The organism is Agromyces lapidis (genome assembly GCF_009749405.1).
Taxonomy (GTDB): Bacteria; Actinomycetota; Actinomycetes; order Actinomycetales; family Microbacteriaceae; genus Agromyces; species Agromyces lapidis.
This window is the reverse complement of record NZ_WBIQ01000001.1, coordinates 138,785-162,716: the sequence shown is the minus strand read 5'-3', so window position 1 is coordinate 162,716 and position 23,932 is coordinate 138,785. Positions and strand designations below refer to the sequence as shown.

20 protein-coding genes are annotated in these 23,932 nt (G+C 71.8%); 5 read left to right on the top strand and 15 right to left on the bottom strand.

What is annotated here, in order from left to right:
* Positions 1-187 precede the first annotated feature (187 nt).
* Positions 188-799 (bottom strand): bifunctional 4-hydroxy-2-oxoglutarate aldolase/2-dehydro-3-deoxy-phosphogluconate aldolase, encoded by a 612-nt coding sequence (locus tag GQQ93_RS00755; protein ID WP_157422314.1) that lies wholly within the window; start codon positions 797-799, stop codon positions 188-190.
* 61 nt (positions 800-860) lie between these two features.
* A complete protein-coding gene (locus tag GQQ93_RS00750) occupies positions 861-1,796 on the bottom strand; it encodes a sugar kinase (protein WP_246191969.1) in 936 nt (311 codons plus the stop codon).
* A 77-nt stretch (positions 1,797-1,873) separates the two neighbouring features.
* Here GQQ93_RS00750 and GQQ93_RS00745 point away from each other — a divergent pair, with 77 nt between their 5' ends.
* The 4 genes from GQQ93_RS00745 to GQQ93_RS00730 all read left to right on the top strand — a co-directional run bounded on the left by GQQ93_RS00745 (position 1,874) and on the right by GQQ93_RS00730 (position 6,079).
* The gene (locus GQQ93_RS00745; protein ID WP_157422313.1) at positions 1,874-3,178 is read left to right on the top strand and encodes an alanine racemase; all 1,305 of its coding nucleotides are present in this window, start codon (positions 1,874-1,876) and stop codon (positions 3,176-3,178) included.
* Between the two features lie 5 nt (positions 3,179-3,183).
* Positions 3,184-4,863 (top strand): N-acyl-D-amino-acid deacylase family protein, encoded by a 1,680-nt coding sequence (locus GQQ93_RS00740; RefSeq protein WP_212277222.1) that lies wholly within the window; start codon positions 3,184-3,186, stop codon positions 4,861-4,863.
* Between the two features lies 1 nt (position 4,864).
* The gene (locus GQQ93_RS00735; protein WP_170296082.1) at positions 4,865-5,596 is read left to right on the top strand and encodes an IclR family transcriptional regulator; all 732 of its coding nucleotides are present in this window, start codon (positions 4,865-4,867) and stop codon (positions 5,594-5,596) included.
* A gap of 99 nt (positions 5,597-5,695) precedes the next feature.
* On the top strand, positions 5,696-6,079 hold the full coding sequence (locus GQQ93_RS00730) for a RidA family protein (protein ID WP_157422311.1): 384 nt from the start codon (positions 5,696-5,698) through the stop codon (positions 6,077-6,079).
* Between the two features lie 102 nt (positions 6,080-6,181).
* On the opposite strand, the gene GQQ93_RS00725 is transcribed toward GQQ93_RS00730, so the two are convergent.
* The 5 genes from GQQ93_RS00725 to GQQ93_RS00705 are packed head-to-tail and all read right to left on the bottom strand — an operon-like array spanning position 6,182 to position 13,331.
* Complete coding sequence (locus tag GQQ93_RS00725; RefSeq protein WP_157422310.1) at positions 6,182-6,940, bottom strand: SDR family NAD(P)-dependent oxidoreductase; 759 nt, start codon at positions 6,938-6,940, stop codon at positions 6,182-6,184.
* Positions 6,930-8,156 carry an ATP-NAD kinase family protein gene (locus GQQ93_RS00720; RefSeq protein ID WP_157422309.1) on the bottom strand — a complete coding sequence of 409 codons (1,227 nt, stop codon included), beginning with the start codon at positions 8,154-8,156 and terminating at the stop codon, positions 6,930-6,932. Before GQQ93_RS00720 ends, GQQ93_RS00725 begins: the two co-directional genes overlap by 11 nt.
* Before the next feature lies 1 nt (position 8,157).
* A complete protein-coding gene (gene gcvPB, locus GQQ93_RS00715) occupies positions 8,158-9,801 on the bottom strand; it encodes an aminomethyl-transferring glycine dehydrogenase subunit GcvPB (protein ID WP_157422308.1) in 1,644 nt (547 codons plus the stop codon).
* Complete coding sequence (gene gcvPA, locus GQQ93_RS00710; protein WP_157422307.1) at positions 9,798-11,198, bottom strand: aminomethyl-transferring glycine dehydrogenase subunit GcvPA; 1,401 nt, start codon at positions 11,196-11,198, stop codon at positions 9,798-9,800. Before gcvPA ends, gcvPB begins: the two co-directional genes overlap by 4 nt.
* A 6-nt stretch (positions 11,199-11,204) precedes the next feature.
* Complete coding sequence (locus GQQ93_RS00705; RefSeq protein ID WP_246191967.1) at positions 11,205-13,331, bottom strand: beta-galactosidase; 2,127 nt, start codon at positions 13,329-13,331, stop codon at positions 11,205-11,207.
* A 161-nt stretch (positions 13,332-13,492) separates the two neighbouring features.
* Here GQQ93_RS00705 and GQQ93_RS00700 point away from each other — a divergent pair, with 161 nt between their 5' ends.
* Entirely contained in the window at positions 13,493-14,149 is a 657-nt protein-coding gene (locus tag GQQ93_RS00700) for a GntR family transcriptional regulator (protein WP_157422306.1), read from the top strand.
* 58 nt (positions 14,150-14,207) lie between these two features.
* Here GQQ93_RS00700 and GQQ93_RS00695 read toward each other — a convergent pair whose 3' ends face one another.
* From GQQ93_RS00695 to GQQ93_RS00660, 8 genes are all read right to left on the bottom strand, one after another.
* On the bottom strand, positions 14,208-15,125 hold the full coding sequence (locus tag GQQ93_RS00695) for a carbohydrate ABC transporter permease (RefSeq protein WP_246191966.1): 918 nt from the start codon (positions 15,123-15,125) through the stop codon (positions 14,208-14,210).
* Positions 15,122-16,087, bottom strand: coding sequence for a carbohydrate ABC transporter permease (locus tag GQQ93_RS00690; protein ID WP_157422305.1), 966 nt, complete (start codon positions 16,085-16,087; stop codon positions 15,122-15,124). The genes GQQ93_RS00695 and GQQ93_RS00690 overlap by 4 nt, the downstream gene beginning before the upstream one ends.
* A gap of 11 nt (positions 16,088-16,098) precedes the next feature.
* Positions 16,099-17,412, bottom strand: a complete 1,314-nt coding sequence (locus GQQ93_RS00685; protein WP_157422304.1) for an ABC transporter substrate-binding protein — start codon at positions 17,410-17,412, stop codon at positions 16,099-16,101.
* A gap of 112 nt (positions 17,413-17,524) precedes the next feature.
* The gene (locus GQQ93_RS00680) at positions 17,525-19,363 is read right to left on the bottom strand and encodes an amylo-alpha-1,6-glucosidase (RefSeq protein ID WP_157422303.1); all 1,839 of its coding nucleotides are present in this window, start codon (positions 19,361-19,363) and stop codon (positions 17,525-17,527) included.
* Entirely contained in the window at positions 19,360-20,307 is a 948-nt protein-coding gene (locus tag GQQ93_RS00675) for a carbohydrate ABC transporter permease (protein WP_157422302.1), read from the bottom strand. The genes GQQ93_RS00680 and GQQ93_RS00675 overlap by 4 nt, the downstream gene beginning before the upstream one ends.
* Complete coding sequence (locus tag GQQ93_RS00670) at positions 20,304-21,275, bottom strand: carbohydrate ABC transporter permease (protein WP_246191965.1); 972 nt, start codon at positions 21,273-21,275, stop codon at positions 20,304-20,306. The genes GQQ93_RS00675 and GQQ93_RS00670 overlap by 4 nt, the downstream gene beginning before the upstream one ends.
* Position 21,276: 1 nt before the next feature.
* Positions 21,277-22,557 carry an ABC transporter substrate-binding protein gene (locus GQQ93_RS00665; RefSeq protein WP_246191963.1) on the bottom strand — a complete coding sequence of 427 codons (1,281 nt, stop codon included), beginning with the start codon at positions 22,555-22,557 and terminating at the stop codon, positions 21,277-21,279.
* A 252-nt stretch (positions 22,558-22,809) separates the two neighbouring features.
* The gene (locus GQQ93_RS00660; RefSeq protein ID WP_157422300.1) at positions 22,810-23,865 is read right to left on the bottom strand and encodes an aspartate-semialdehyde dehydrogenase; all 1,056 of its coding nucleotides are present in this window, start codon (positions 23,863-23,865) and stop codon (positions 22,810-22,812) included.
* Positions 23,866-23,932: the final 67 nt, after the last annotated feature.

The window sequence follows — 23,932 nt, the reverse complement described above, 5'->3', positions numbered from 1 at the left end:
GTGCAGGATCGTGGTGCGGTCGTTACTGGAAGCGACCCTAACAGAAAATGAAGTAACCGGAAACAATTCATTCAATTAGTCCGGATGCCACGGCGAGCGGCGCGGCGGCCGACGCGGCGTGCACGCGAAACGACGACGCCCGGTGCGGGGAATCCCCCGCACCGGGCGTCGTCGTGACGGCCTGGCCTCAGCGCGCGAGCAGCGCGGCGAGCGCCGGCAGCTGGGCCGGATCCTCGAGCGCAGCACCGACGGCGACCGTGCGCACCCCGCGGGCGAGGAACTCGCCCGCGTTCGAGGCATCCATGCCGCCCGTGGCGACGAAGCGCGCCTCGGGGAAGGGCCCGGCCATCGCGCCGAACCACCCGGGTCCGAGGAGCGAGGCCGGGAACGCCTTCAGCCAGGTGAGGCCGAGCGCCCTCGCCCGCTGCACCTCGGTCGCGGTCGCGACACCAGGGAGCGGCGGCATGCCCGCCTCGAACGAGGCGCGCGAGACGGCCTCGTCGAACCCGGGGCTGACCGTGAACCCCGCCCCCGCGGCGGCGGCCTGCTCGACGTGCCGCAGCGACACCACGGTGCCCGCGCCGACGATCCGGCCCTCGGCGCGCCCGGCCTCGGCGACGGCGGCGAGCGCCTCGACGTCGACGTCGGACTGGATCGGCAGCTCGACCACGTCGATGCCGAGCTCCCACGCCTGACGCGCCAGCGCGAGGCTGCGGTCGACGCCGAAGCCGCGGAAGATCGCCATCAGCGGGCGGTCCGCGAGGAGGGTGTCGAATGCGGCGTTGTCGATCGTGGTCATCACGAGGCCTTTCACTGGGAGCGGGTCGGGGCGGTGCGCGGTCGTGCGGTGCGCGGTCGGATCACGGGGTACTGAGTTCGCGCGGGAAGTCGCTCGTCTCGCCGAGCACGAGCACCGCCCGGTCGTGGCCGGCCTGCAGCCGCTCGACGGAGTCGCGACCGTCGAGGAGCGCGCCCAGGTAGCCCGCGGCGAACGCGTCGCCGGCGCCGACGGCCTCGACGACCTCGACCCGGTGCGCGGCGACGTGCTCGACGGCATCGCCGCCGTCGGCGTCGCGCGCGAACTCGGTGGCCCCGACATCGCCGTCCTTCACGACGAGCCGCTCGGGCTCGGGCAGCAGCGCCCGCACCTCGGCGGGCGTCGCCGTACCCCAGAGCCGTTCGGCCTCGTCGAGCCCGACGAAGGCGACGTCGGTGCCGGCGGCGAGTGCGCGGAGGCGGCTCGCGGCCGCGGCGAGGGCGTCGGACGGATCGCCCGGCCAGAGCACCGCCCGGTGGTTCACGTCGAAGCTGAGCAGCGCGCCGCTCGAACGGACGCGCTCGACGGCGGCGTCGAGCATCGCGTCGCAGGAGGCGGAGAGCGCCGCGGTGATGCCGCTGAGGTGCACGAGGCGCACGCCGTCGAGCGGGAGCGCGCCGAAGAACTCGGGCGACATCCTCGAGGCGGCGGAGCCGGCCCGGAAGTACTGCACGCCGTTGCCGGGGTCCTTCACGTAGAGCCCGGTCGGCGCCTCGGCATCGCGTTCGACGTAGCGCGTGTCGACGCCGCGGGCCGCGAGCTGCGCGACGAGGCGACGGCCGAGCGCGTCGTCGCCGACCCGGCCCGCCCAGGCGGCGGCATGGCCGAGGGCCGCCAGGTGCGACGCGACGTTCGATTCGGCACCGCCCGCGTCGAGGTGGAAGTCGAGCGCCTCGGCGAGCGGCTCGGCGAGCGCGGGCGCCACGAGCACCATCGTCTCGCCGATGGCGATGATCTCGGGCAGCGGAGCGGTGGTCACACGCCCTATGCTGGCGGTTGTGCAACTGCTGCGCAAACGCGTTGCAGAATACGCAACAAGCAGAAAGTGAGCATCGGATGCCCCGCCTCGCCCCGCTCGCCGAGACCGCCGACACCCGCCTCACCGAGGGCGACAAGGGGCTGCCCCCGCGCGCGGCCGGGCTCACCGTTCGGGAGTTCCTCGACACCGCGCCCCGGCTCGGCGAGTTCTGGACCCCGCTCCTGGCCCTCGATCGCGCGGCGCTCGAACACAACGCCGGGACTATCCAGCAGTGGTGCGACGAGCGCGGCCTCGAACTCATGCCGCACGGCAAGACGACCATGGCCCCCGCGCTCTGGCGCCTCCAGCTCGACGGCGGGGCCACCGGCCTCACCCTCGCGACCCCGGGCCAGGTGCGCACCGCACGCGGCTTCGGCGTGGGCACCATCATGCTCGCGAACGCCCTCGTCGCTCCCGACGCGCTGGCGTGGGTCGCCGCCGAGCTGGCCGACCCCGCTTTCGAGTTCTGGTCGTGGGCCGACTCGCTCGAGACCGTCGAGGCGATGGAGCGCGGCCTCGCGGCGGCCTCGGACGCGAACGGCGCCCCGGCGCTCGGCCGTCCGCTCGCCGTGCTCGTCGAGCTCGGCGCCGGCGGCGGCCGCACCGGCGCCCGCGGGCTCGACGAGGCCCTCGTCATCGCCCGCCGCATCGCCGACTCGCCGGTGCTGCGACTCGCGGGCGTCGCCGGGTACGAGGGCAGCCTCGGGCATGACCGCTCCTCGGTCGCGATCGCGGCCGTTCGCGACTACCTCGCCGACCTCGTCGAGCTGCACGGCGCCGTGCGCACGCTCGCCGACCCCGCCGCCGGCCCGCTCATCGTGACAGCGGGCGGCAGCGCCTACCTCGACCTCGTCGCCGACGTCTTCGCGCCCGAGATCGAGGCCGGCGCCGGGCGCGGCGACACCCGGTGGGTGCTGCGCTCGGGCGCCTCGCTCGTGCACGACGACGGCTTCTACCGCGGCATCTCCCCCATCCATCGCGAGCTGACCCCGGCGATGCGCGGCTACGCCCGTGTCGTCTCGCACCCCGAGCCCGGGCTCGCCCTCCTCGACGGCGGCAAGCGCGACCTCCCGTACGACGAGGGGCTGCCGGTGCCGCTCGCGGTCGCGAGCGCACTCGGCGCCGAGGGGCGGCCGCTCGACGAGGCATCCGTCACCGCCGTGAACGACCAGCACGCCTACCTCCGCGGCGAAGCCGGCGCCGCCCTCCCCGTCGCGATCGGCGACGTCGTCGCGCTCGGCCTCTCGCACCCCTGCACCGCGTTCGACAAGTGGCGCTGGATCCCCGTCGTCGAGCATGCCGGGAGCGACCTCGTCGTCGACCTCGTGCACACGAGGTTCTGACGGCGATGACCGAGAACACCACCCGCGGCCCGGTGCTCGTCACGAACGCGCGCATCGTCGACGAGACGGGCGAGCGCCCCGGGCTGCACGACGTGCTGCTCGACGGCGGGCGTATCGCAGCGATCGACGCCGCGGGCGGTCGCGATGCGCGTGCGACGCTCGCGCACCCGGCGACCGTCGTCGACGCCGCGGGGCGGATGCTCATGCCCGGCTTCGTCGACGCGCACTCCCATGCCGACGGCGCCGTGTTCGACCCCGAGGTGCAGCTCGCACTCCTGCGCCAGGGCGTCACGACCGTCATCGGCGGACAGGACGGCGTCGGCTACGCCCCCGGCGACGGCGCCTACGGCACCGAATACTTCGCCGCGATCAACGGGCGGCACCCGAACTACGCGGGCGGCGGCATCGGCGCGCTCCTCGCCGGCTACGACGGCACCACGCCGCTCAACGTCGCGACCCTCGTGCCCGCCGGCACCGTGCGGTTCGCCGTCATGGGGCGCTCCACCGCCGCCCCGAGCCCAGCCGAGCTCGACGAGATGCGCGAGCTCGTGGCATCCGGGCTCGCCGACGGCGCCGTCGGCCTCTCGACCGGACTCGACTACGTGCCCGGCGTCTTCGCCGACGCCGCCGAGCTCGCCGCCCTCGCGCGGCCGGTCGCCGCGGCCGGCGGCGTCTACGTGACGCACATGCGCGGCGGGTACGAGGCCAACTCGGCGGCCGGCATCGACGAGATCGGCGCGATCGCGACCGCGAGCGGGGTGCGCGTGCACGTGTCGCACTTCCACGCGACGCCCGCGATCGTGCGCGGGGAGCTCGCGCGGCTCGCCGAGGCCGGTGTCGACGCGAGCTTCGACGCCTACCCGTACACGCGGGGCTGCTCGATCCTCGCGATGCCGATCCTGCCGGCCGAGCTCACCGTGCGACCCGCCGCCGAGGTGCTCGCGGTGCTCGCCGACCCCGCCGAGCGGGCGAGGCTGCGCGCCGACTGGTTCCCGACGATCACGGGCTACGCGAGCCTCGGACCCGACTGGCCCGCGATGCTGACGCTCGCGCACATCGCCGCCCCCGAGTACGACTGGGCGCACGGGCTCACCCTCGCCGAGGCGGCCGCGACGAGCGCTCGGAGGGGCGCCTCGACCGCCTCTGCCGAGCCGATCGACGCGATCGACTTCGCCCTCGACGTGCTCGTCGCCTCGCGGCTCGAGGTCAACGTCGTGATGGCCGTGCAGCACGAGCGCAGCGACGCCGAGCTCGCGGAGATCCTCTCGCACCCCGCGGCGATCGGCGGCTCCGACGGCATCTTCCTCGGCCGGCATCCGCACCCCCGCGCGCGCGGATCGTTCGCGAGATACCTCTCGCTCCTCGTCGGCGAGCAGCGCGCGCTCGGGTGGCCGGATGCCTCGGCGCTCGTCTCGGGCCGCGCGGCACGACGATTCGGGCTGGGCGAACGGGGGCTCGTGCGCGAGGGCGCCGTCGCCGATCTCGTGCTGGTCGACCCCGTGCGCGTCCGCGCCGGGGCCTCCTACGCCGCACCCCTCGAGCTCGCCGCGGGCATCGACGACGTGTTCGTCGCCGGGGTGCCCGTGCTCGCGGACGGCGCGCTCACCGGCGCCACACCGGGCCGGGGCCTGCGTCGCGCCCGACGAGCGGTCGATGCCGCACCGACGAGCGAAGGGCGGGCCTGACATGTCGCAGAGCGTGACGCGCGCCGCGCACATCATCGACGCGATCGCGGCCGATCCGCGCACCGTCGCCGAACTCGCCGAGGAGTTCGGCCTGCACCGGTCGACGATGTTCCGCGAGCTGCAGGCCCTCGAGCAGGTCGGCTGGGTGCGCAAGCGCGGCTCGGGCCGGTACACCCTCGGCACCCGGCTCGCCGCGCTCTCCAAGCAGGCACTCGACTCGCTCGACCTGCGTGAGGCGGGCGCCGAGCACGTGCGCCGGCTGCAACGCCGGACGGGCAACACCGTGCACCTCGCCGCCCTCATGGACCGCTCGATCGTCTACGTCGACAAGGCCGAGGACGAGGCCGGCGTGCGCATGTACTCCCGGATCGGCCGGGCCGTGATCCCCTACTGCTCCGCCGTCGGCAAGGCGATCCTCGCGGGGATCGACCCCGCCCGGCGCGACGCCGTGCTCGACGGCGTCGTCTGGCAGCGCTACACCGAGCTCACGATCGACTCGCGCGAGCGACTCGACCGCGAGCTCGCGCTCACCGCGGCCCGCGGCTACGCCGTCGACGACCGCGAGTTCGAGGCCTTCGTGAACTGCATCGCCGTGCCGATCCGCAGTTCGCTGGGCGTCGTCGGCGCGCTCTCCGTCACCGCGATCCGCATGGTCGCCGACCTCGACCGGCTGAAGGCCGAGCTGCCCGCCATGCGCGAGACCGCCGAACTCATCTCCCGCGAGCTCGGGTGAACGGATGCCTCGGGGTCGCGCCCGAGGCATCCGGAGACCGCGAACGGCACCGCATCCCTGACCATCCCGACCACCGAACCGAACACCCTGGAGGAACCCATGTCCAAGACCGCCGTCACGCTCTCGAACGCGCCGAAGCCCGCCGGGCCCTACAGCCACGGCGTCGTCGCCAACGGATTCCTGTACACCGCGGGCTTCGGCCCGCAGGACCCGGCGACGGGCCTCGTCGTCGAGGGCGGCGTGAAGGAGCAGACCCGCCAGGTGCTGCGCAACATCGGCGCCGTGCTCGCCGAGTACGGACTCACCCACGACGACGTCGTGAAGGTGACCGCGCACCTCGAGGACCTCGCCGACTTCGCCGAGTACAACGAGGCCTACGCCGAGTTCTTCACCGAGCCCTACCCGGTGCGCACCACGGTCGGCTCGCGCCTCGCGAACATCCTCGTCGAGATCGACGTCGTCGCAGCGATCCCGCAGGCCTGACCCGCCGCGCTGCTGCTTCTGCAGGAGATTGGGCCCTATGGTCGCCTGACCGGGCGCCTCAGTGCAGTTTTCCTGCAGAAGCAGCGCGCTCGGGCGCTCGGGCTACGCGATGCCGCCGCCGTCGACGACGAGCGCCGAGCCCGTCACATAACTCGACTCGTCGCTCGCGAGCCACACGACCGCCGCGGCGATCTCGCGGGGCTCGCCCATGCGGCGCAGCGGCCGGTCGGCCGCTTCGGCGAGGAACCCGTCCTCGGCCTGGCCGAGCTGGCGGGCCTCCTCGCGGAGCATCCCCGTGTTGACGTCGCCCGGGTTCACCGAGTTCACCCGGATGCCCTGCGGCCCGTGGTCGATCGCGAGCGCGCGGGTCATGTTGACGACCGCGCCCTTCGAGGCGCAGTACGAGATCGCCTGGCCGCCGCCCTTGAGCCCCCAGCCAGAGCCGGTGTTGACGATCGAGCCGCCGCCCGCGGCTTCCATGATCGGCACGACGTGCTTGCACATGAGGAAGATCGACCGCACGTTCACGCCGAACACGCGGTCCCACTCCTCGACGGTCGTCTCGACCGCGGTCGTGCGGCGGATGATGCCCGCGTTGTTGAAGACGACGTTCACGCCCCCGAACTCGGCGACCGTCGCGGCGACGACGCGCTCGATGTCGGCCTCGGCCGAGACATCCGCGCCGATCGCGATGGCGGTGCCGCCGGTCGCACGGATCTCGGCGGCGACCTGCTCGGCCGCGTCGAGGTTCAGGTCGACGACCGCGACCGCGGCGCCCTCGGCCGCGAGTGCGAGCGAGGTGGCGCGGCCGATGCCGCCCGCCCCGCCGGTGACGATGGCCTGCTTGTTCTCAAGGCGCATGGCCTTCTCCTTCGATTTCGGGTGCGTGGACAGGATAGAAACTGGAGGCACCTGGGCCGGTGATCACGCGCGCGAATCCCGCGAGGCGGGCATCGACGCGCGGGTCGCCCGTGTCGACGAGCAGGGGGCGCCCGCCGAGGTCGATGAGCTTCTGCTCGGGGGCGACGACCACCAGCGGGTCGTCGTCGAGCAGGCGCAGCACCCTCGCGGAGAACTGCTGGTTGCCGCGGCCGAGCAGGAACCCCTGCCCGCCGATCACGCTCACCACGGCCTTCGCCGGGCCGCGCGAGATCTCGTCGACGAGGTCGTGCTCGCTCGCGCCGGCCCGCACGACACGGCCGTCGAGCACGACGTCGACACCGAGCGGGGTCTTCGCCACGCCGAGCTCGCGGGCGAGTTCGGCCATCGTGCCTCCCGGCCCGAGCAGGTAGCGGACGCCCGGGCGCATGGCGCGAGCGGCGCCGCGCGCGGCGGCGGCCACAGCGGCGTGCTCGCTCGCGGGCGTCGCCGCCTTGCGAGACTGCGTACGCCCGACGATGTACGGCACCGGCATCGTGCCGAAGAGCCGCGGCTCGACGCGCGCGCGACGCATCGCGGTCTCGTCGAGGTCGAGCACCTCGCGCTCCTGCACGGGCAGCGCTCCTCCTGATTCGGATGCCGCGGCCCACGCCGCGGCGAGGGCCCCCGCCGCGCGCGGGCTCACCGCGAAGACGGGCGAGTACATCTTGACGCCCGCCGGAATGCCGAGCGCGGCCGTGCCGCCGTGCCGTTCGTCGGCACCCGCGACCGGCACGCGCCGCATCGCGGTGCCGACGGACGGCACGGGCTCCGTCGCCAAGCCGGCGGCGACGTCGCGCGCGGTGCCGTCGCCGCCGGCGAAGAGCACGAGCGTCGCACCGGCGGAGACGAGGGCGCGCACGGCCGCCGTCGTGTCGGCCGGGCTCGTCGTCTCGCCCGACGGACGGGAGACCACGCGAGGCTCGAGGCCCGCGGCGCGCACCGCGTCCTCCCCCATCGGACCCGCCGCCGTGAGCACGGACTGCCGCGAGGCACCCGCCGTCGCCGCGACGACCTCGAGCGCGAGCCGGGCGCGCTCGGCCGCGCGCGGGTGCGAGCCGCGCTCGGCGGCCTCGAGCTGCACGTCGGCGCCGTCGGAGCCGGCGAGCCCTGCCGGCCCGCCGACCCCGGCGACGGGGTTCACGACGAGGGCGAGCATCTCAGGCGGCCGACTCCGCGAGACCGACGGCCGCCGAGGCACCCTCGCCGAAGCGCCGCCCTGAGCCCGTCGAAGGGTACTTCCGGCGGTACGCGCGCCACGTGATCGCCCAGCGCTCGGGGTCATCGAGGTCGTCGTGGTGGGTGTGGTGCACGGTCTGGTTGTGCGGGGCCGTGCGCACGACCTCGGGGGTCTCGCGCGCCTCGCGGGCGACCTCGGCGAGCGCGCCGACGTACTCGTCGATCTCGGCCATCGAGTACGACTCGGTCGGCTCGAGCGTGAAGGGCTGCGGAACGACGTAGGGGTGGTGGCTCGTCCAGTAGTGCATGCCGAAGTCGGAGAGGCGGATGCCGATCTCCTCGGAGGAGATGCCGGTGTCCTCGAAGAGCTCCTGCCACGAGTAGCGCACCTGCTCGATGCGCCGCCGGCCTTCGGCGTACGGCGCGGAGGCGCCGGGGATCTCGAGCACCCTCTTCAGCAGGTAGTTGTTGTTGAGCACCGCGATCTCGGCGGCGGCGAGCAGGCCCTCCGCGCCGAGTGCCATGATCCACGAGTACGCGCGCACGATGTTCGGCACGACGCCGTGGAAGGGCGCGACCGCGCCGATCGAGAGCGGACCGGCCTCCTGCACGTCGAAGCACACCGAGCCGTCGGCGGCGACGTCGCGCACGACCCGCGGCCCCGGCAGGAAGGGCGCGAGCGCCTCGCTCACCGCGTTCGCCCCCGCCCCCGGCCCGCCGCAGGCGTGCGGCGTCGAGAAGGTCTTGTGCAGGTTGAAGTGACAGACGTCGAAGCCGGCGTCGCGGGCACGGGTGATGCCGAGGATGCCGTTCGCGTTCGCCTGGTCGTACGAGGCGAGAGCGCCGACCTCGTGCGCGGCATCCACCCACTGCTTGATCGCGGGGTTGTAGATGCCCGTGTCTTCGGGGTTCGTGACCATGATCGCCGCCGTGCGCGGCGAGAGCGCCGCCTTCAGGGCGGCGAGGTCGGGGTAGCCCTCGGCGTCGGGGTGGATCGTGATGATCTCGTACCCGGCCGCCTTCGCCGCCGCCGCGTTCGAGGGGTGGCTGAAGATCGTCGTGATGACCTCGCGACGCTCGGCGCCCTCGCCGTTGGCCTCGTGGTACGCACGGATCATGGCGATGTTCGCCCAGATCGCGGCGGACCCTCCCTGCGTGTGCAGCGACACCTCGGCCATGCCCGAGATCTCGGCGAGCATGCGCTCGAGGTTCCAGGTGATCTCGAGCACGCCCTGCGCGTCGGCGGGGTCCTGCAGGGGGTGCATCGCCGTGAGCTGCGGCACGCCGATGAGCTGGTCGTTGATCTTCGGCGAGTACTTCATCGTGCAGGTGCCCTGGCCGATGTCGACGTTGAAGTCGGCGCCGAGGTTCTCCTGCGAGAGCCGCAGGTAGTGCTTCAGCACGCGCTGCTGACCCATCTCGGGCAGGGCCGGCGGTGCGGCGCGGCGGAGGCCGGCCGGCAGCTGGGCGACGACGTCGCCGACGGCGTCGCGCACGCCCGGCTCGATCGGGGTCACGAGCACGCCGCGCTCACCCGGGGTCGAGAGCTCGAAGATGACCGGTTCGTCCCAGCTGGCCTGGTGGAAGCGGCGGACGGCGGGCTTGGGTGCGAGGGGCAGGCTCATGCGCGGGTCTCCTGGGTGGTCGTGGCGGTGGATGCTTCGGCGAGCGCGCCGATCGCGGCGGCGAGCCGGTCGATGTCGGCCTGGCTCGTGAGCTCGGTGACGCACACCGCGAGGGTGTGCGCGTCGAGCGGCACGCCCGGCTCGATGCCGTCGCGACGCAGCGCCTCGACGACGCCGGCCGCGGTGAGGCCCGCACCCGACACGTCGATCGTGAACTCGCGCAGGTGCAGCGCGTCGTCGCCGAGCACGACGCCCGGGATCGCGGCGAGCCGCTGCTGCGCGTAGCGGGTGCGGGCGAGCAGCAGCTCGCCGAGCTCGCGCATGCCCTGCGGGCCCATGAGCGCGAGGTAGACGCCCGCGGCGATGCCCCAGAGCGCGGCGGCCGTGCCGACCCATTCCTTGCCCTCTTCGCGCAGGGCGAAGGAGGTGCGTTCGTAGGCGACGTCGCCGAAACCGACCTCGCCGGGCACGTCGGTCGTGGCCAGGCCGAAGAGGCGCGAGGGCATCTCCATGATGAACGTCGGGTCGTCGGCGACGGCGATGAAGCCGCCGTGGGCGCCGCCGTACCACTGGTGGAGCCCCAGCGACTGGATGTCGCCGCACACGATGTCGGCGCCCTGCTCGGCGGGCGGCGTCAGTACGCCGTAGCCGATCGGATCGGTGCCGACGACGAGGATCGCGCCGACCGCGTGCGCCGCGTCGGCGATCGCCGCGAGGGATGCCTCGACCGCGCCCGTGACGCTCGGGGTCTCGACCCATACGGCGGCGACGTCGTCGCCGAGCCGCGAGGCGAGCCCCGCGACATCCGCAGTGCCGTTCACCGTCGGGACGATCTCGAGGTCGAGGTGCACGCGAACGAAGTCGAGCACCTTCGAGTGCTTCGCGGGCAGCACGTCGCTCACGACGAGCACGCGGCGGCGGCCGGTAATGCGGCCGGCCATGGCGAGGCCCGTCGCGGTCGCCTGGTAGCCGTCGTAGGTGGGCACGTTCACGACGTCCATCGCGAGCAGCTCGGCCATGAGCGACTGGTACTGGAACAGGGCCTGGAAACGGCCGTGGTCCTCGTAGGGCTCGCCCGCGTAGGCGGTGAGGAACTCGCTGCGGTTGATCACCTCGTCGACGACCGCGGGCACGTAGTGGTGGTACGTGCCGTGGCCGAGGAAGCTCAGTCGTTCGTCGGTCGAGCGGTTCTTCGCGAGGAGGCCGCGCACGTGGCGGGCCAGATCCTGCTCGGCGACGAGCGGGGCCGGCAGCTCGAGCGCGCGCCCGAGCCGCAGCTCGGCGGGCACGTCGGCGTAGAACTCCTCGATCGAGGCCGCGCCGACGGCGTCGAGCATGGCCTGCTTCGTCGCGGGCGCGGTGTTCGGGATGTACGGATGGACGAAGGAGTCGGTCATGGTGCCTCAGTCGTTCGTGTCGGTGGAGTCGGACAGGGTGATGAAGGGCGGCGCGTCGGCCCGCGGGGTGGCGAGCACGGCGGCGCCGAAGCGCGGGAGCGTGAGGGTGGCTCGGTCGGTCGAGTAGGCGCGCAGCGCCGTATCGAGACCACCGCCGGCGCCCGCCAGCAGATCGCGCGCCCCTGCGGGCACGTCGACGACGAGCTCGCGGCGGCCGTGGTTGAGCACGAAGGTGTAGTCGGTCGTGTCGTCGCTGCGGGTGACGGCCTCGAGATCGAGGTCGATCCGTTCGCGGGCCGGCAGGCCGGCCGCGGCGAGCACCTCGCGGAAGAGCGCGACGAGCCCGGCGCGCTCCAGCACGCAGCTCGTGTACCAGGCGGCGCCGGATGCCTCGGCGCCGGCGTGCGGGCGCCGCGTGATCGCGGCCCGCCCGTCGAGCTCTCCCGAGGCGTAGTGCGCGAGCACTTCGGCGCCGCCCGCCACCTCGAGCCATTCGCCCCAGGTCGGGGCGTCGAACTCCGCCCCGCCCGCGGCGAACGCGACGCGTTCGGCGAGCCCGTCGGCGACGGGCCAGTGCTCGTCGACCTCGACCCCGAGGAGCCCGCGCAGCGGACCGGGCGCGCCGCCGTCGTGCACCTTCTCGGTCGCGTCGACGACGCCCGAGAAGGGGCCGACCACGAGCTGGCCGCCGCGGGCGACGAAGTCGGAGAGCGCTTCGGCCTGCGAGGCATCCGACACGTAGAGATTCGGCGCGACCACGACGTCGTAGCCCTCGAACGGGCCGGTCGCGCGCACCGTGTCGACCGGGTGGCCGAGCGCGTGCAGCGCCGCGTGCCAGGCGCGGGCCTGCGCGAGCCAGTTCAGGCGCTGCGAGGGCAGCGACTCGGTCGCCGACGAGCCCCACCACGAGTCGTGGTCGACGACGAGCGCGACCCGCGAACGCACGCGGGTGCCGCGCACGGGCGCGAGGTGCTTCAGCTCGGCGCCGAACGCCTTCGCCTCCTGGAAGGTGCGCGAAGCCTCGCCGCGGTGCCCGACCATCGCCGAATGGAACTTCTCCTGGCCGTACTTCGCCTGGCGCCACTGGAACACCATCGCGCCGTCGGAGCCGTGGGCGATGGCCTGCAGGCTGCCGATGCGGTATTGCCCGGGCGCCTTCGGCACGTTGACGTCGCGCCAGCTGACGCCGCTCGGCGCTTGCTCGAGCAGCAGCCACGGCCGCCCGCCCTTGAGCGAGCGCATGTAGCCGTAGTTGAGGGCCGCGGGCACGTGGGCGAGCGGGTCGGCCGGGTCGGGGTAGGCGTCGTCGGTGACGAGGTCCTCGACGGCGGCGAAGTCCCAGTAGTCCAGGTCGCGGAGGATCGACATGAAGTTCGTGGTGACGCCGATCTCGGGCGTGACCTCGCGCAGGATGTCGACCTCGAGCTGGAAGAGCTCGAGCAGCGCGTCGGACGAGAAGCGCTCGAAGTCGAGGAGCTGCGTCGGGTTGACCGGGCCGGTCGAGCGCCGGGGCGCCTCGATGTGCGCCCAGTCGGTGTAGCGCTGCCCCCAGACGTTGACGCCCCACGCTTCGTTGAGGCCGTCGAGGTCGCCGTAGCGCGCCTCGAGCCACCGGCGGAAGTGCGCGGACGACTCGGGGCACCAGCAGCGCGAGACGTGGTCGCCGTACTCGTTCGAGACGTGCCAGAGGGCGAGCGCGGGGTGCTCGCCGTAGCGGTCGGCCATGGCACGGGCCATCCGCGCGACGTTCTCTCGCCAGACGGGCGAGCTCGGGCAGTAGGCCTGCCGCGAGCCGAACTCGAGGCGCTGGCCGTCCTCGTTCCACGGCAGCATCTCGGGGTGGCTGCGGATGAGCCACGACGGCGGAGTCGCGGTCGCGGTCGCGAGGTCGATGCGGATTCCAGCGTCCCAGAGGATCGCGATGACCTGGTCGAGCCAGCCCCACTCGTAGACGCCGGGGGCGGTCTCGAGCTGCGGCCACGAGAAGACCGGAAGGCTCACGATGTTGACGCCGGCCTCGCGCATGAGCCGGGCGTCCTCGCGCCAGACTTCCTCGCTCCACTGGTCGGGGTTGTAGTCGCCGCCATAGGCGAGCGCGTCGAGGCGGATCGCCCGAGGGGACTCGTCGGCCACATCTGCTCCTCTGTGAGTGCGTGGGGATGTACAGTCTGCGATGCAGAATGTATTCTGTATACAGACACCGTAAACCGGATGCCGGAACCGGTCAAGCCCGGGCGGAGCCCTAGGCTGGCGGCGATGGACGAACGGCCGCACGCGGCCCGAAAGGCGATCTCATGGCGATCGAACGCAAGAACCTGCGCTCGCAGGTCCGTGAGGAGTTGCTCGCCCGCATGCGCGCGGGTGAGGTGCAGCCGGGCGAGGGCATCAACGAGGTGCAGCTCGCCGGCGAGCTCGGCGTCAGCCGCACTCCCCTGCGCGAGGCGCTGATCGCCCTCGAGAGCGAGGGGCAGATCACGAGCGAGAACGGCAAGGGCTTCCGGTTCGTGCCGCTCAGCGCGAGCGAGTTCGAAGACCTCGCCCCCGTCATGGCGGCGCTCGAGAGCCTGGCGCTCGAGCTCAGCCCGGTCGACGAGCTTCGTGCCATCGGCGCCCGTCTCGCGAAGCTCGCCGCCGAGTTCGACCAGGAGGTCGTCGAGCACGCCCTCGTGGTCACGAAGGACGACGAATGGCACGGCATCATGCTCTCGGCCTGCCCGAACCGGCGCCTGCTCGACGTCATCGAGAGCGTGCGCGGGGCGTTCCACCGCTACGAGTCGCTGCTCGTGCCGAACGACGTCATGGTCGAACGCGTCGCCGCCGAGCACGCCGCGATCGCCTCGCGCCTCGCCGACGGCGACGTGCCCGGCGCGATCGCCGCACTCAAGGTCAACTGGCTGCACGGCATGCGCCGCATCCTCGACAACGCGTCGAGCCCCTACTTCACCGCGTAGCCCGGCCGGTCGGATGCCTCGTGGCCGACGTCCGCCACGAGGCATCCGATCACCGGCATCAGCCCTTGACCGCGCCGCCGAGCAGGCCCGACACGAACTGCTTCTGGAACACCAGGAACAGCAGCATGAGCGGCAGTGTCGCGAGCAGCGAGCCGAGCATGAGGCCCGAGTAGTCGACGCGCGACATGCCGATCATCGTGTTGAGCGCCACCGGCACGGTGTACTTGTCCTCGGTGTTCAGCATGAGCAGCGGCCAGATGAACGAGTTCCACTGGCTGATGAAGGTGTAGATGACGAGCGCCGCGATCTGCGGGCGGGCGACCGGCAGCACGATCCGGTAGAAGGTGCGCAGCTCCCCCGCGCCGTCGATGCGCGCGGCCTCGATGAGCGTCAACGGGAAGTCGAGGAACGCCTGGCGCATCAGGAAGATGCCGAATGCGTTCGCGAGGAACGGCAGGATCACGGCCTGGTAGCTGTCGATCCACCCTGCGCTCGCCATCATCTGGAAGAGCGGCACGAGCAGCACCTGCATCGGGATCATCATCGTCACGAGCACGACCCCGAGCAGCACCCCGCGCCCACGGAAACGGTACGTCGCAAGGCCGTACCCGGCCATCACGCTCACGATCGACGAGAACACCGTGTAGATCACGGCGATCGCCAAGCTGTTGAGCATCACCTGGCTGAAGTTCACCGACTCCTGCAGCCGGGCGAGGTTCACCCAGAGCTCGCCGCCCGGCAGCACCGGTAGCGGCGTGCCGAACAGCTCGGAGGTCTGGTGCGTCGACGCGATGACCATCCAGAGGAACGGCAGCACCGAGAGCACGCTCGCGACGGCGAGCAGCAGGTACACGGGGGCGCGCAGGATGCCACGGGCGAACGCCGTTCGACGGGCGAGCGCCTCACGGGGTTCCCGCCCGTCGGGGCCGCCCCGACGGGCGGGATCGACGGAGCTCAGGGCGCTGGTCGCGGTCACGGCTTCTCCCGCATGAGTCGGAACTGGATGAAGGCGATCACGGCCGTCAGCACGACGAGCAGCCAGGCGATCGCCGAGGCGTAACCGAAGTCGAACTGCCGGAAGCCCACCTTGTAGAGGTAGAGCACCGGGGTCAGCGTCGCGTCGTTCGGGCCGCCCTCGGTGAGGATGTAGTTCTCGTCGAAGAGCTGCAGCGCCCCGATCGTCGAGGTCACGGTCGTGAAGATCAGCACCGGACGCAGCTGCGGGATGACGATCCTGGTGAAGATCTGCCAGCGTCCCGCCCCGTCGATGCGGGCGGCCTCGTAGAGCTCCCCGGGGATCGACTGCAGCCCAGCCAGGATGATCACCATGTTGTAGCCGGTCCACCGCCACGTGATCGCGGCGATCACGGCGACGCGCGCCCACCACTCGTTGTTGAGCCAGTCGATCGGCTGCGCGCCGAACAGGCCGAGCACCTGGTTGACGGCGCCGCCGTCGGTCGAGAGCATCACGCGGAACACGACCGCGTAGGCGACGAGCGTCGTCACGGCGGGGAGGAACGTCAGCAGCCGGAACCCCGAACGGAACCGGAGCCACGACTGGTTCAGCAGGTAGGCGAGGCCGAGCGCGAGCCCGATCATGAGCGGCACCTGCACCACGAGGATGATCCCCGCGTTGACGAGGCTCTTGCCGATCAGCGGGTCCTCGAAGAGCCGGGCGTACTGCTCGAGCCCGACCCAGGTGGAGACCCCGCCCGAGGTGGCGAAGAAGCTCTGCCAGAGCGAGGTGACGAGCGGGTAGGCGAAGAACAGGGCGAGAAGCGCGGCGGCGGGCAGCGCGAACCACGCGCCCGGGCGCTGGAGCCGACGCCCCAGCGCCCGGGGGCGGCGGGGCGGGGCATCCGGTCGCCCCGCCCGGCCGCGCCGCGCGGTCGCGCCTTCTGCGCCGCGCTCGCCGGTGGCGAACGTCGGTGCGGTCATGTCGGCTCCGCCTACTCGGCGATCTCGCGGTCGGTGGCGGTGGCGATCTGCTGCGCCGCGTCGTCGAGCGTCTGCTGCGGGTCGGCGCCGTTCAGCACGGCGGCGACGACGGCGTTCGCCACGATGTCGCTCGCCTCGGCATTGTCGGTCGTGAAGGTGATCGCGGGGATGTTCGCGGTCTGCTCCGCGAAGAGCTCGTACACCGGCTGGCCGCCGAAGTACTCCTGGGGCTCGGCGAAGTAGTCGGCCTGCAGCGCGGGCAGGTACGACGGGAAGAGCCCCTCGTTCTGCATCATCGACACCTGGTTGTCGGCGTCGGCGAGCGCGAAGGCGACGAAGGCCGCCGCGAGCTGCGGGTTCTTCGCCTGCGCCGGCACCGAGAGGCCCGACCCTCCGCTGTTCGAGGTGCGCACGCCGCCCTCCTCGAAGGCGGGCAGCTCGGTGACGCCGTACGTGCCCGAGAGCTCGGGGGCATCGCCGAGCAGGGTGCCGATCCACCACACGGCCTCGGGGGTGACGGCCGAGTCGCCGTCCTTGGCGCTCGTGACGCGGCCGTCCCATCCCTTGACGTTCTTCAGCAGGCCCTTCTCGTTGAGGGTCTGCAGCAGGGTCAGGGCTTCGACGGCCTCGGGCGAGTTCACGGTGATGTCGCCGTTCTCGTCGAAGAGCCCCTGCCCCTGCTGCTGCAGCAGCATCTGGAATCCGCCGCCGGTCGCGACGTCGAGCGAGAGCAGCGTGTGCCCGGTCTTCGCCTTGATGACCTCGCCCGCGGCGACGAGGTCATCCCAGGTCGCGATCGAGGCCGGGTCGATGCCCGCCTCCTCGAAGTAGTCGGTGCGGTAGAACAGCCCCACGGTGCCCGAGTCCCACGGGGCGACCTTCAGCGCGCCGTCGGCGTCGGACTGCGCCTGCCACTTGAACGGATCGAAGTCGGCCTCGTCGTCACCGAGCACGGGGTCGAGGTCGACGAGCCCGGCGGGGAACTCGTTGATGTAGCCGGGGGCGCGGTCGGTCTCGATCGTGACGACGTCGGGCAGGCCGCTGCCGGCCTGGAGGCCGACGGAGAGCTTGTCGTACGCGTTGTCGTAGCCGACGTCGACGACGTTCACGGTCGTGCCGGGGTGCGCCGCCTCGAACTCGTCGCCGAGGCGATCGAGTGCGGTCGCGGCGACGTCCCACGACCACACGGTGATCTCGCCCTCGAGCTTGGCGTCGGGGTCGAGCACGACCTCGCCCGCGGGTTGGCCGCCGCCCATGGCGCAGCCGGCGAGCAGCGCGGCGCCGGCGAGGGCGACGACGGGGGCGAGCAGGGTGCGTGATCTCATCTGGACTTCCTTGTCTGGTTGGGAACTGCATTCGGTGAGGCGGTCGGGCAGGCGCGCAGCACTGCATCGAGACCACGGATGCCTCCGGGAGGGTCTCGATCCGCGCTTCGCGCTACGCGTCCGGCGAGGCGGAGAGCTCGACGGCGAGGTCGATGAACAGGGCGGCCGACCAGCCGAACGCGGTCGTCGCCGTGCGCGCCTTCCTGCCGGTGAGCGGGTTGAAGTACTCGTGCGGCCCGCCGCCGTGCACGACGAGCGCGACGGTGCGTTCGGCGAGTTCGCGGGCGAGTTCGGGATGCCCCGACGCCCGCAGCCCCTCGACGATCAGGGTGTTGGTGTTCACCCACACCGGCCCGCGCCACATCCGCTCGGCCGAGAAGTCGGGGTCGGCGGCCGAGACCGTCGGCACCGCCCACGGCAGCGCGTACCGCTCGGGATCTCCGAGCGCGGCGAGGAGCGCGTCGGCCACGTTCTGCGGCAGACGCCCGGTGAGCAGCGGCATGAATCCGACGACCGCGTCGCTCGCGACCTCGTCTCCCGCCGCGCGGGCGAGGAAGCGCCCGGATGCCTCGTCCCACATCCCGAGCAGCAGCTCGAGCGTGCGCTCCGCGCGTTCGCGGTGCCCGCGGGGGTCGCCCGCGGCATCCGCGCCGTACCGTTCGGCGAGCGCGGCGAGCTCGAGGTCCTGCAGCACGAGGTAGGCACCGAGGTCGGGCGCGGTCGTCGGCAGCGGGCCGTCGAAGATCGGGCTGTCGTCGAGGCCGGACGAGTAGGGGTGGCCGTACTCGGGCATCCCGTCGCCGTCGAGGTCGCTGCCGGCGAACCACCAGTCCTGCGAGCGGCGGACGACGGCGAGCTGTGCGCGCGCCCACTCGGGGGCGTCCTCGACCTCGAGCACCTTGCGCAGCGCCCAGGCCGCGAGCGGCGGCTTGGTGAGGGGCACCGGCGCGTCGGGGTCGGCGATCTGCGAGCCCGCGCGACGCAGCCGGTCGCGGTCGGCCTGCGGCAGGTCGTCGCTCGTGGCGAGCACGCCCTCCTCGTGCACGACGTCGGGCAGCTGCCCGTCGGCACTGGGAAACCGGAACGCGATCTCGAGCTGCTCGCGGGCGAGCGCCGGATCGCCGTGGCGGAGGCCCACGGCGATGAAGTACGCGTCCCACTGCCACACGCCGACGTAGCCGATCTTCGAGGGCACGACGCCGCGCGCCGACCCGAGCGAGGGCAGCTCGACGATGTTCGCGCCGAGCACCCACCAGCAGAATGCGGTCATCTGCTGCAGTTCGTCGCGCACGATCGGGCACTTCGCGAACCAGTCGCCCCAGAGCTGCTCGGTCGCGGCCAGGTCGTCGGCGTGCGAGTCGGATGCCTCGTGGGCGACGCCGCGGTCGGCGCCGACGTGCAGGCGCATGGCGGGCGCGTCGGCCGTGAGCCCGACCCTCGTGGTCGCGCCGTCGGGGGTCGTCCACTCGACCGTGACGCCGGTCGAGTAGCGAGCGCCAGCGAGCGTGTCGAAACCTGCATCCGTGGTCTCGATACGGCGCTGCGCGCCTACTCGACCGACGGAGAGGCCGATCGTGAGCGCGCCCGGGCCGGCGAAGCTCAGCGTCGTCGCTCCCCCGCCGAACTCGATCGCATGCGGCAGCACCGAGGTGACGGGCAGCGCCCGCCCCGAGGCATCCACGACCCTGAGTTCGTCGATGACCCGGCACTCGTCGAGCCAGCGCTCGTACTCGGAGGTGTGCACCCGCAGCGCGGTGGCCGGGGGTGCGCCCTCGGCGCCGCCCCGCTCGGCCCGCTCGGCGCGGTCCTCCCGGAACACGAGCACGCGCGAGCGCGGCAGCGTGAACGGGGCCTGCACGAGGTCGAGGTGCCGGCCCGCGAGCGCGGCGAGCGCCGCGGCATCCGGGGTCTCGATACGTCGCTCCGCGCCTACTCGACCGGCCGAGATCATCGTCCCCCCAGTCCCGAGGCGGCCATGCTGTTGAGGATCCGGCGCTGGCCGATGACGAACACGACGAGCATCGGAACGGTCGAGATCGCCGAGGCCGCCATCACGAGGCCGTAGTTCACCGAGCCGAACTGCCCCTGGAAGCTCGAGAGCAGCAGCGGCACCGTGAACAGGTCGGGGGTGTTCAGCAGCACGAGCGGAAACAGGAACGCGTTCCAGACGCCGAGCGACACGATGATGCTGAGCGCCGCGAGGCCCGGCTTCAGGTTCGGCAGGATGACGCTCCAGAAGATGCGCCAGCGGCCGGCGCCGTCGACGAGGGCCGCCTCTTCGAGTTCCTTCGGCAGGCTCAGCACGAACTGCCGCATGAGGAACACCGCGAAGGGGTTCGCGAGGAGCCCCGGCACGATGAGCGAGAGGTGGGAGTCGACCCAGCCGAGCTGCGTCATCAGCAGGTAGAAGGGGATGAGCGTCACCTGCGCGGGGATCATCTGCGTCGCGAGGAACACGATGAACAGCACCTTGCTGCCCTTGAACGGGATTCGCGCGAACGCGTACCCGGCCATCGACGCGGTGATGAGCGTGCCGATGACGACGAGCACCGCGATGTAGATGCTGTTGAGGTAGGCCTGCCCGAAGGGCACCGCGTTCCACGCCTCGGCGTAGTTGTCGAAGGTCCACGGGTCGGGGATGAACGCGAGCGGGTCCTGGAGGAGCTGGGGCAGCGTCTTGAACGAGGTCAGCAGCATCCAGATGAAGGGGAAGACCATCGCGAGGCCGCCCACGATGAGCAGGGCGTGCAGGAGGGTCGCACTGAGGCGCCGCTTGCCCCGACCGGTGCGCTGGGCGCTCGGCCGGTAGTCGTAGCCGGGCGCGGAGATCGCGATCGTCGAGTCGGTGGGCGGCGTCTGCACGCCGTCGTTCAGTCGGGGGTTCGTGAGACTCATGCCGCGTCGTCCTCGTAGTGCACGAACTTCTTCTGGGCGCCGAACTGGATCGCCGTGATCACGAGCGTCAGGATCAGCAGGATCACGCTCGCCGCACTCGACGGGCCGAACTCGAAGCGGCCGAAGCCGAGATCGTAGATGTGGTAGACGATCGTGCGGGTCGCGTTGTCGGGCCCGCCGTTCGAGACGAGCACGTAGACGATGTCGAAGGTCTGCAGCGAGGAGATGAACGCCACGACCGACGAGAAGAACACGATCGGCGAGAGCAGCGGCAGGCGGATCTGCGTGAACAGCCGCCAGGCGCCCGCGCCGTCGATGCGAGCGGCCTCGATCACCGAGGGCGAGATGTTCTGGAGGCCGGCGAGGAAGATCACGACGTTGAGGCCGAGCGAGGCCCAGATCGCGACGATGCAGACCGCGAGCAGTGCGAGCTTCGGGTCCTGCAGCCAGTCGGGCGGGGCGACGCCGAAGATCTTCGAGATCGCGGTCGACATGACGCCGTCGGCGCGGAACATCTGCTGCCAGATCATCGCGACCGCGACCGTCGAGGTCATCACGGGGGCGAAGAAGAGCAGCAGGTAGAGGGTGCGGGTCTTCAGCCGCTCGAGCGCCACCGCGATGACGACGGCGAGGCCGAGACCGACCGGCACCGTGATGAGGGCGATCACGAGGGTGTTCAGGATGGCGCGGCCGAGCAGCTCGTCCTGGAGCTGGGCGCTGAAGTTCTCGAGACCCACCCAGGTGAGGTCGCCGAGGCCGTCCCAGCTGGCGAAGGCGAGCACGAGGCTCGCGGCGAAGGGCAGCACGACGAAGAGCAGCATGCCGAAGAGCTGCGGTCCGACGAAGACGTATCCCCAGAGGCGGTCGCGCCGCCGCCACGCGGACTCCTTGCGGATCGGACGGGGGGACGGGGCGGATGCCGCAGGCTGGGCCTGCGGCATCCGCTCACCGGTGGCGAGGTCGGTCACGCTACTCGCCCGACTTCTCCGCGACGAGATCGGCGACGGCGTCGAGCGTGCCCTGTGCGTCGGTCTTGTCCTCGTAGAGCTGCAGGAAGAGTTCGCTGATATCGGTCGAGAGCCCGGGGACCCGCGCCTCGGCGGCGTAGTTCGTGAATCCCACGTCGCGCATGTCGAGGAAGGTCTGGGCGTGCGCCGGGTAGTCGCCGTCGAGCACGACGTCGTCGGCACCCTTGATCGACGGCACCGCGTTGCCGCCGCCCTCGAGTCGGAAGGTCTGTCCCTCGGCCGAGAGGAACTCGGTCCAGAAGGTGAACGCCGCGTCGGTCGCGGCGGTCTTGCCGTTGATCGCGAGGAACGAGACGGCGACGCCGGTCGGTGCGGCCTGCCCGTCGGGCGTCGGCCAGCGCACGATGTCGTAGCCGTCCTGCTCGCCGGTCGCCTCGACCGTGCCGATCGTGTAGCGGCCCTGCACGAAGAACCCGGCCTTGTGCGTCACGAAGATGCTGTCGGCGCCGGCACCGTCGGGCAGCGTGTCGGCGACGACGAAGGTACCGTCCTGGAACTGCTCGCCGAGCTCCTCGATCGCGGCGACGCTCGCCGGGTCGGTGTTCGCGACGAAGGCGCCCGACTCGTCGTACGGCGCGGGCAGGCCCTGCGACGACAGCCAGCTCCAGTGCGTGGCCCAGTAGTTCCAGAACATCGAGCCGGTGAGGCCCGCTGCCGTGAGCTTCTCGTTCATCTCGAGGTACTTCTCGGTCGTCCACTCGCCGTTCTCGGCGAGCGTGGCCGGGTCCTCCGTGATGCCCGCGGCCTCGAGGGCCTGCTTGTCGTACCAGAGCACGTCGGGGTTGGAGTCGTTCGGGGCGCCGTAGTACTCGCCGTCCTTCTCGGCCGCGCCGAAGAGACCGGGGAAGAAGTCGTCGGGCTTCGTCTGGCTGTCCTTCGACTCCATGAGGTCCTTCAGCGGCATGAGCCGGCCCGAGTCGACGAACTGGCCCATCATGTCGTCGCCGACGTAGAAGACGTCGGGCGCGGTGTTGCTCGTCAGCTGGGCGAGCAGCTTCGAGTGGTAGTCGCCGTAGCCGGCGACGGGCTGCAGCTTGACGGTGATGTCGGGGTGGCGCTCCATGAACGCCTCGTTGAACTCCTTGTAGCGGGTGAGCTCTTCGGCGGTGCCCCACGTCGACCACACGACGGTGTTCTCGTCCTTCGCACCTCCCCCGCCGCTGCAGGCCGCCAGGCCGATCGCGAGGGCGCTTGCCGCGCCGATCGCCAGGAGACGCCTCATCTTCGAGTTCGCGCGGGCCATTCCGCTACCTCTTTCGTCATTGCAGGAGGTGCCGACGGGGGTGTCGGCGTTGAGGGGATGCTCGCCATTATTCTGTATACAAAACTCAATTCCGTCAAGGTGCGACAGGTCACGAACGCGCAACGGGCACCGCCGGGTTGGCGGTCACCCGCCGCCGGTGCAGCTGAGACGACGGATGCCCCGTGGCCGACCGGCCACGGGGCATCCGTGTGATTCTGAGCGACGGGCGCGCTACGCGCGCGCGGGCACCTTCGCGGCGACGAGCTCGGCGATCTGCACGGCGTTCAGCGCCGCGCCCTTGCGCAGGTTGTCGTTCGAGACGAAGAGCACGAGGCCCTTGCCCTCGGGCGCCGACTGGTCCTGGCGGATCCGGCCGACGTAGCTCGGGTCGTTGCCCGCCGCCTGCAGCGGAGTCGGCACGTCGCTGAGCTCCACGCCCGGAGCCGCCGCGAGCAGCTCGGTGGCGCGCTCGGGCGTGATCGGGTTCGCGAACTCGGCGTGGATCGAGAGCGAGTGCCCGGTGAACACCGGCACGCGCACGCAGGTGCCCGCGACGAGCAGGCCCGGCAGCTCGAGGATCTTGCGGCTCTCGTTGCGGAGCTTCTTCTCCTCGTCGGTCTCGTGGTCGCCGTCGTCGACGATCGAGCCCGCGAGCGGGATCACGTCGAACGCGATCGGCCGCGGGAACTTCACCGGCGTGGGGAACTCGACCGAGGCGCCGTCGTGCACGAGCTCGATCGTGTTCTGAGCGACGGCCGCCTTGGCCTGCTCGAGCAGCTCCTCGCCGCCCGCGAGGCCGGCGCCCGATACCGCTTGGTAGGTGCTCACGATGAGCCGCTCGAGACCGGCCTCGTCGTGCAGCACCTTCAGCACCGGCATGGCCGCCATGGTCGTGCAGTTCGGATTCGCGATGATGCCCTTCACGGCCTCGTCGATCGCGTGCGGGTTGACTTCGCTCACCACGAGCGGAACCTCGGGGTCCATGCGCCATCCGCTGGAGTTGTCGATGACGGTCACGCCCGCGGCGGCGAAGCGGGGGGCCTGCGCCTTCGAGAGCGTCGCGCCGGCCGAGAAGATCGCGAGATCGAGCCCCGTGGGGTCGGCCGTCGAGGCGTCCTCGACGACGATGTCCTCGCCCTTGAACGGCAGCGTCGTGCCGGCCGAACGCGCCGAGGCGAAGAAGCGGATCTGCGCGACCGGGAAGTCGCGCTCCTCGAGGAGCTTCCGTACGACCGCGCCGACCTGACCGGTCGCGCCGACGACGCCGATGTTCACACCGTTACTCATTTCACCCTCTTGATCGTCGAGTTCGTTTCAGTTTGCAGGACTTCGGAGGTTGCTCAGGACGAAGTCG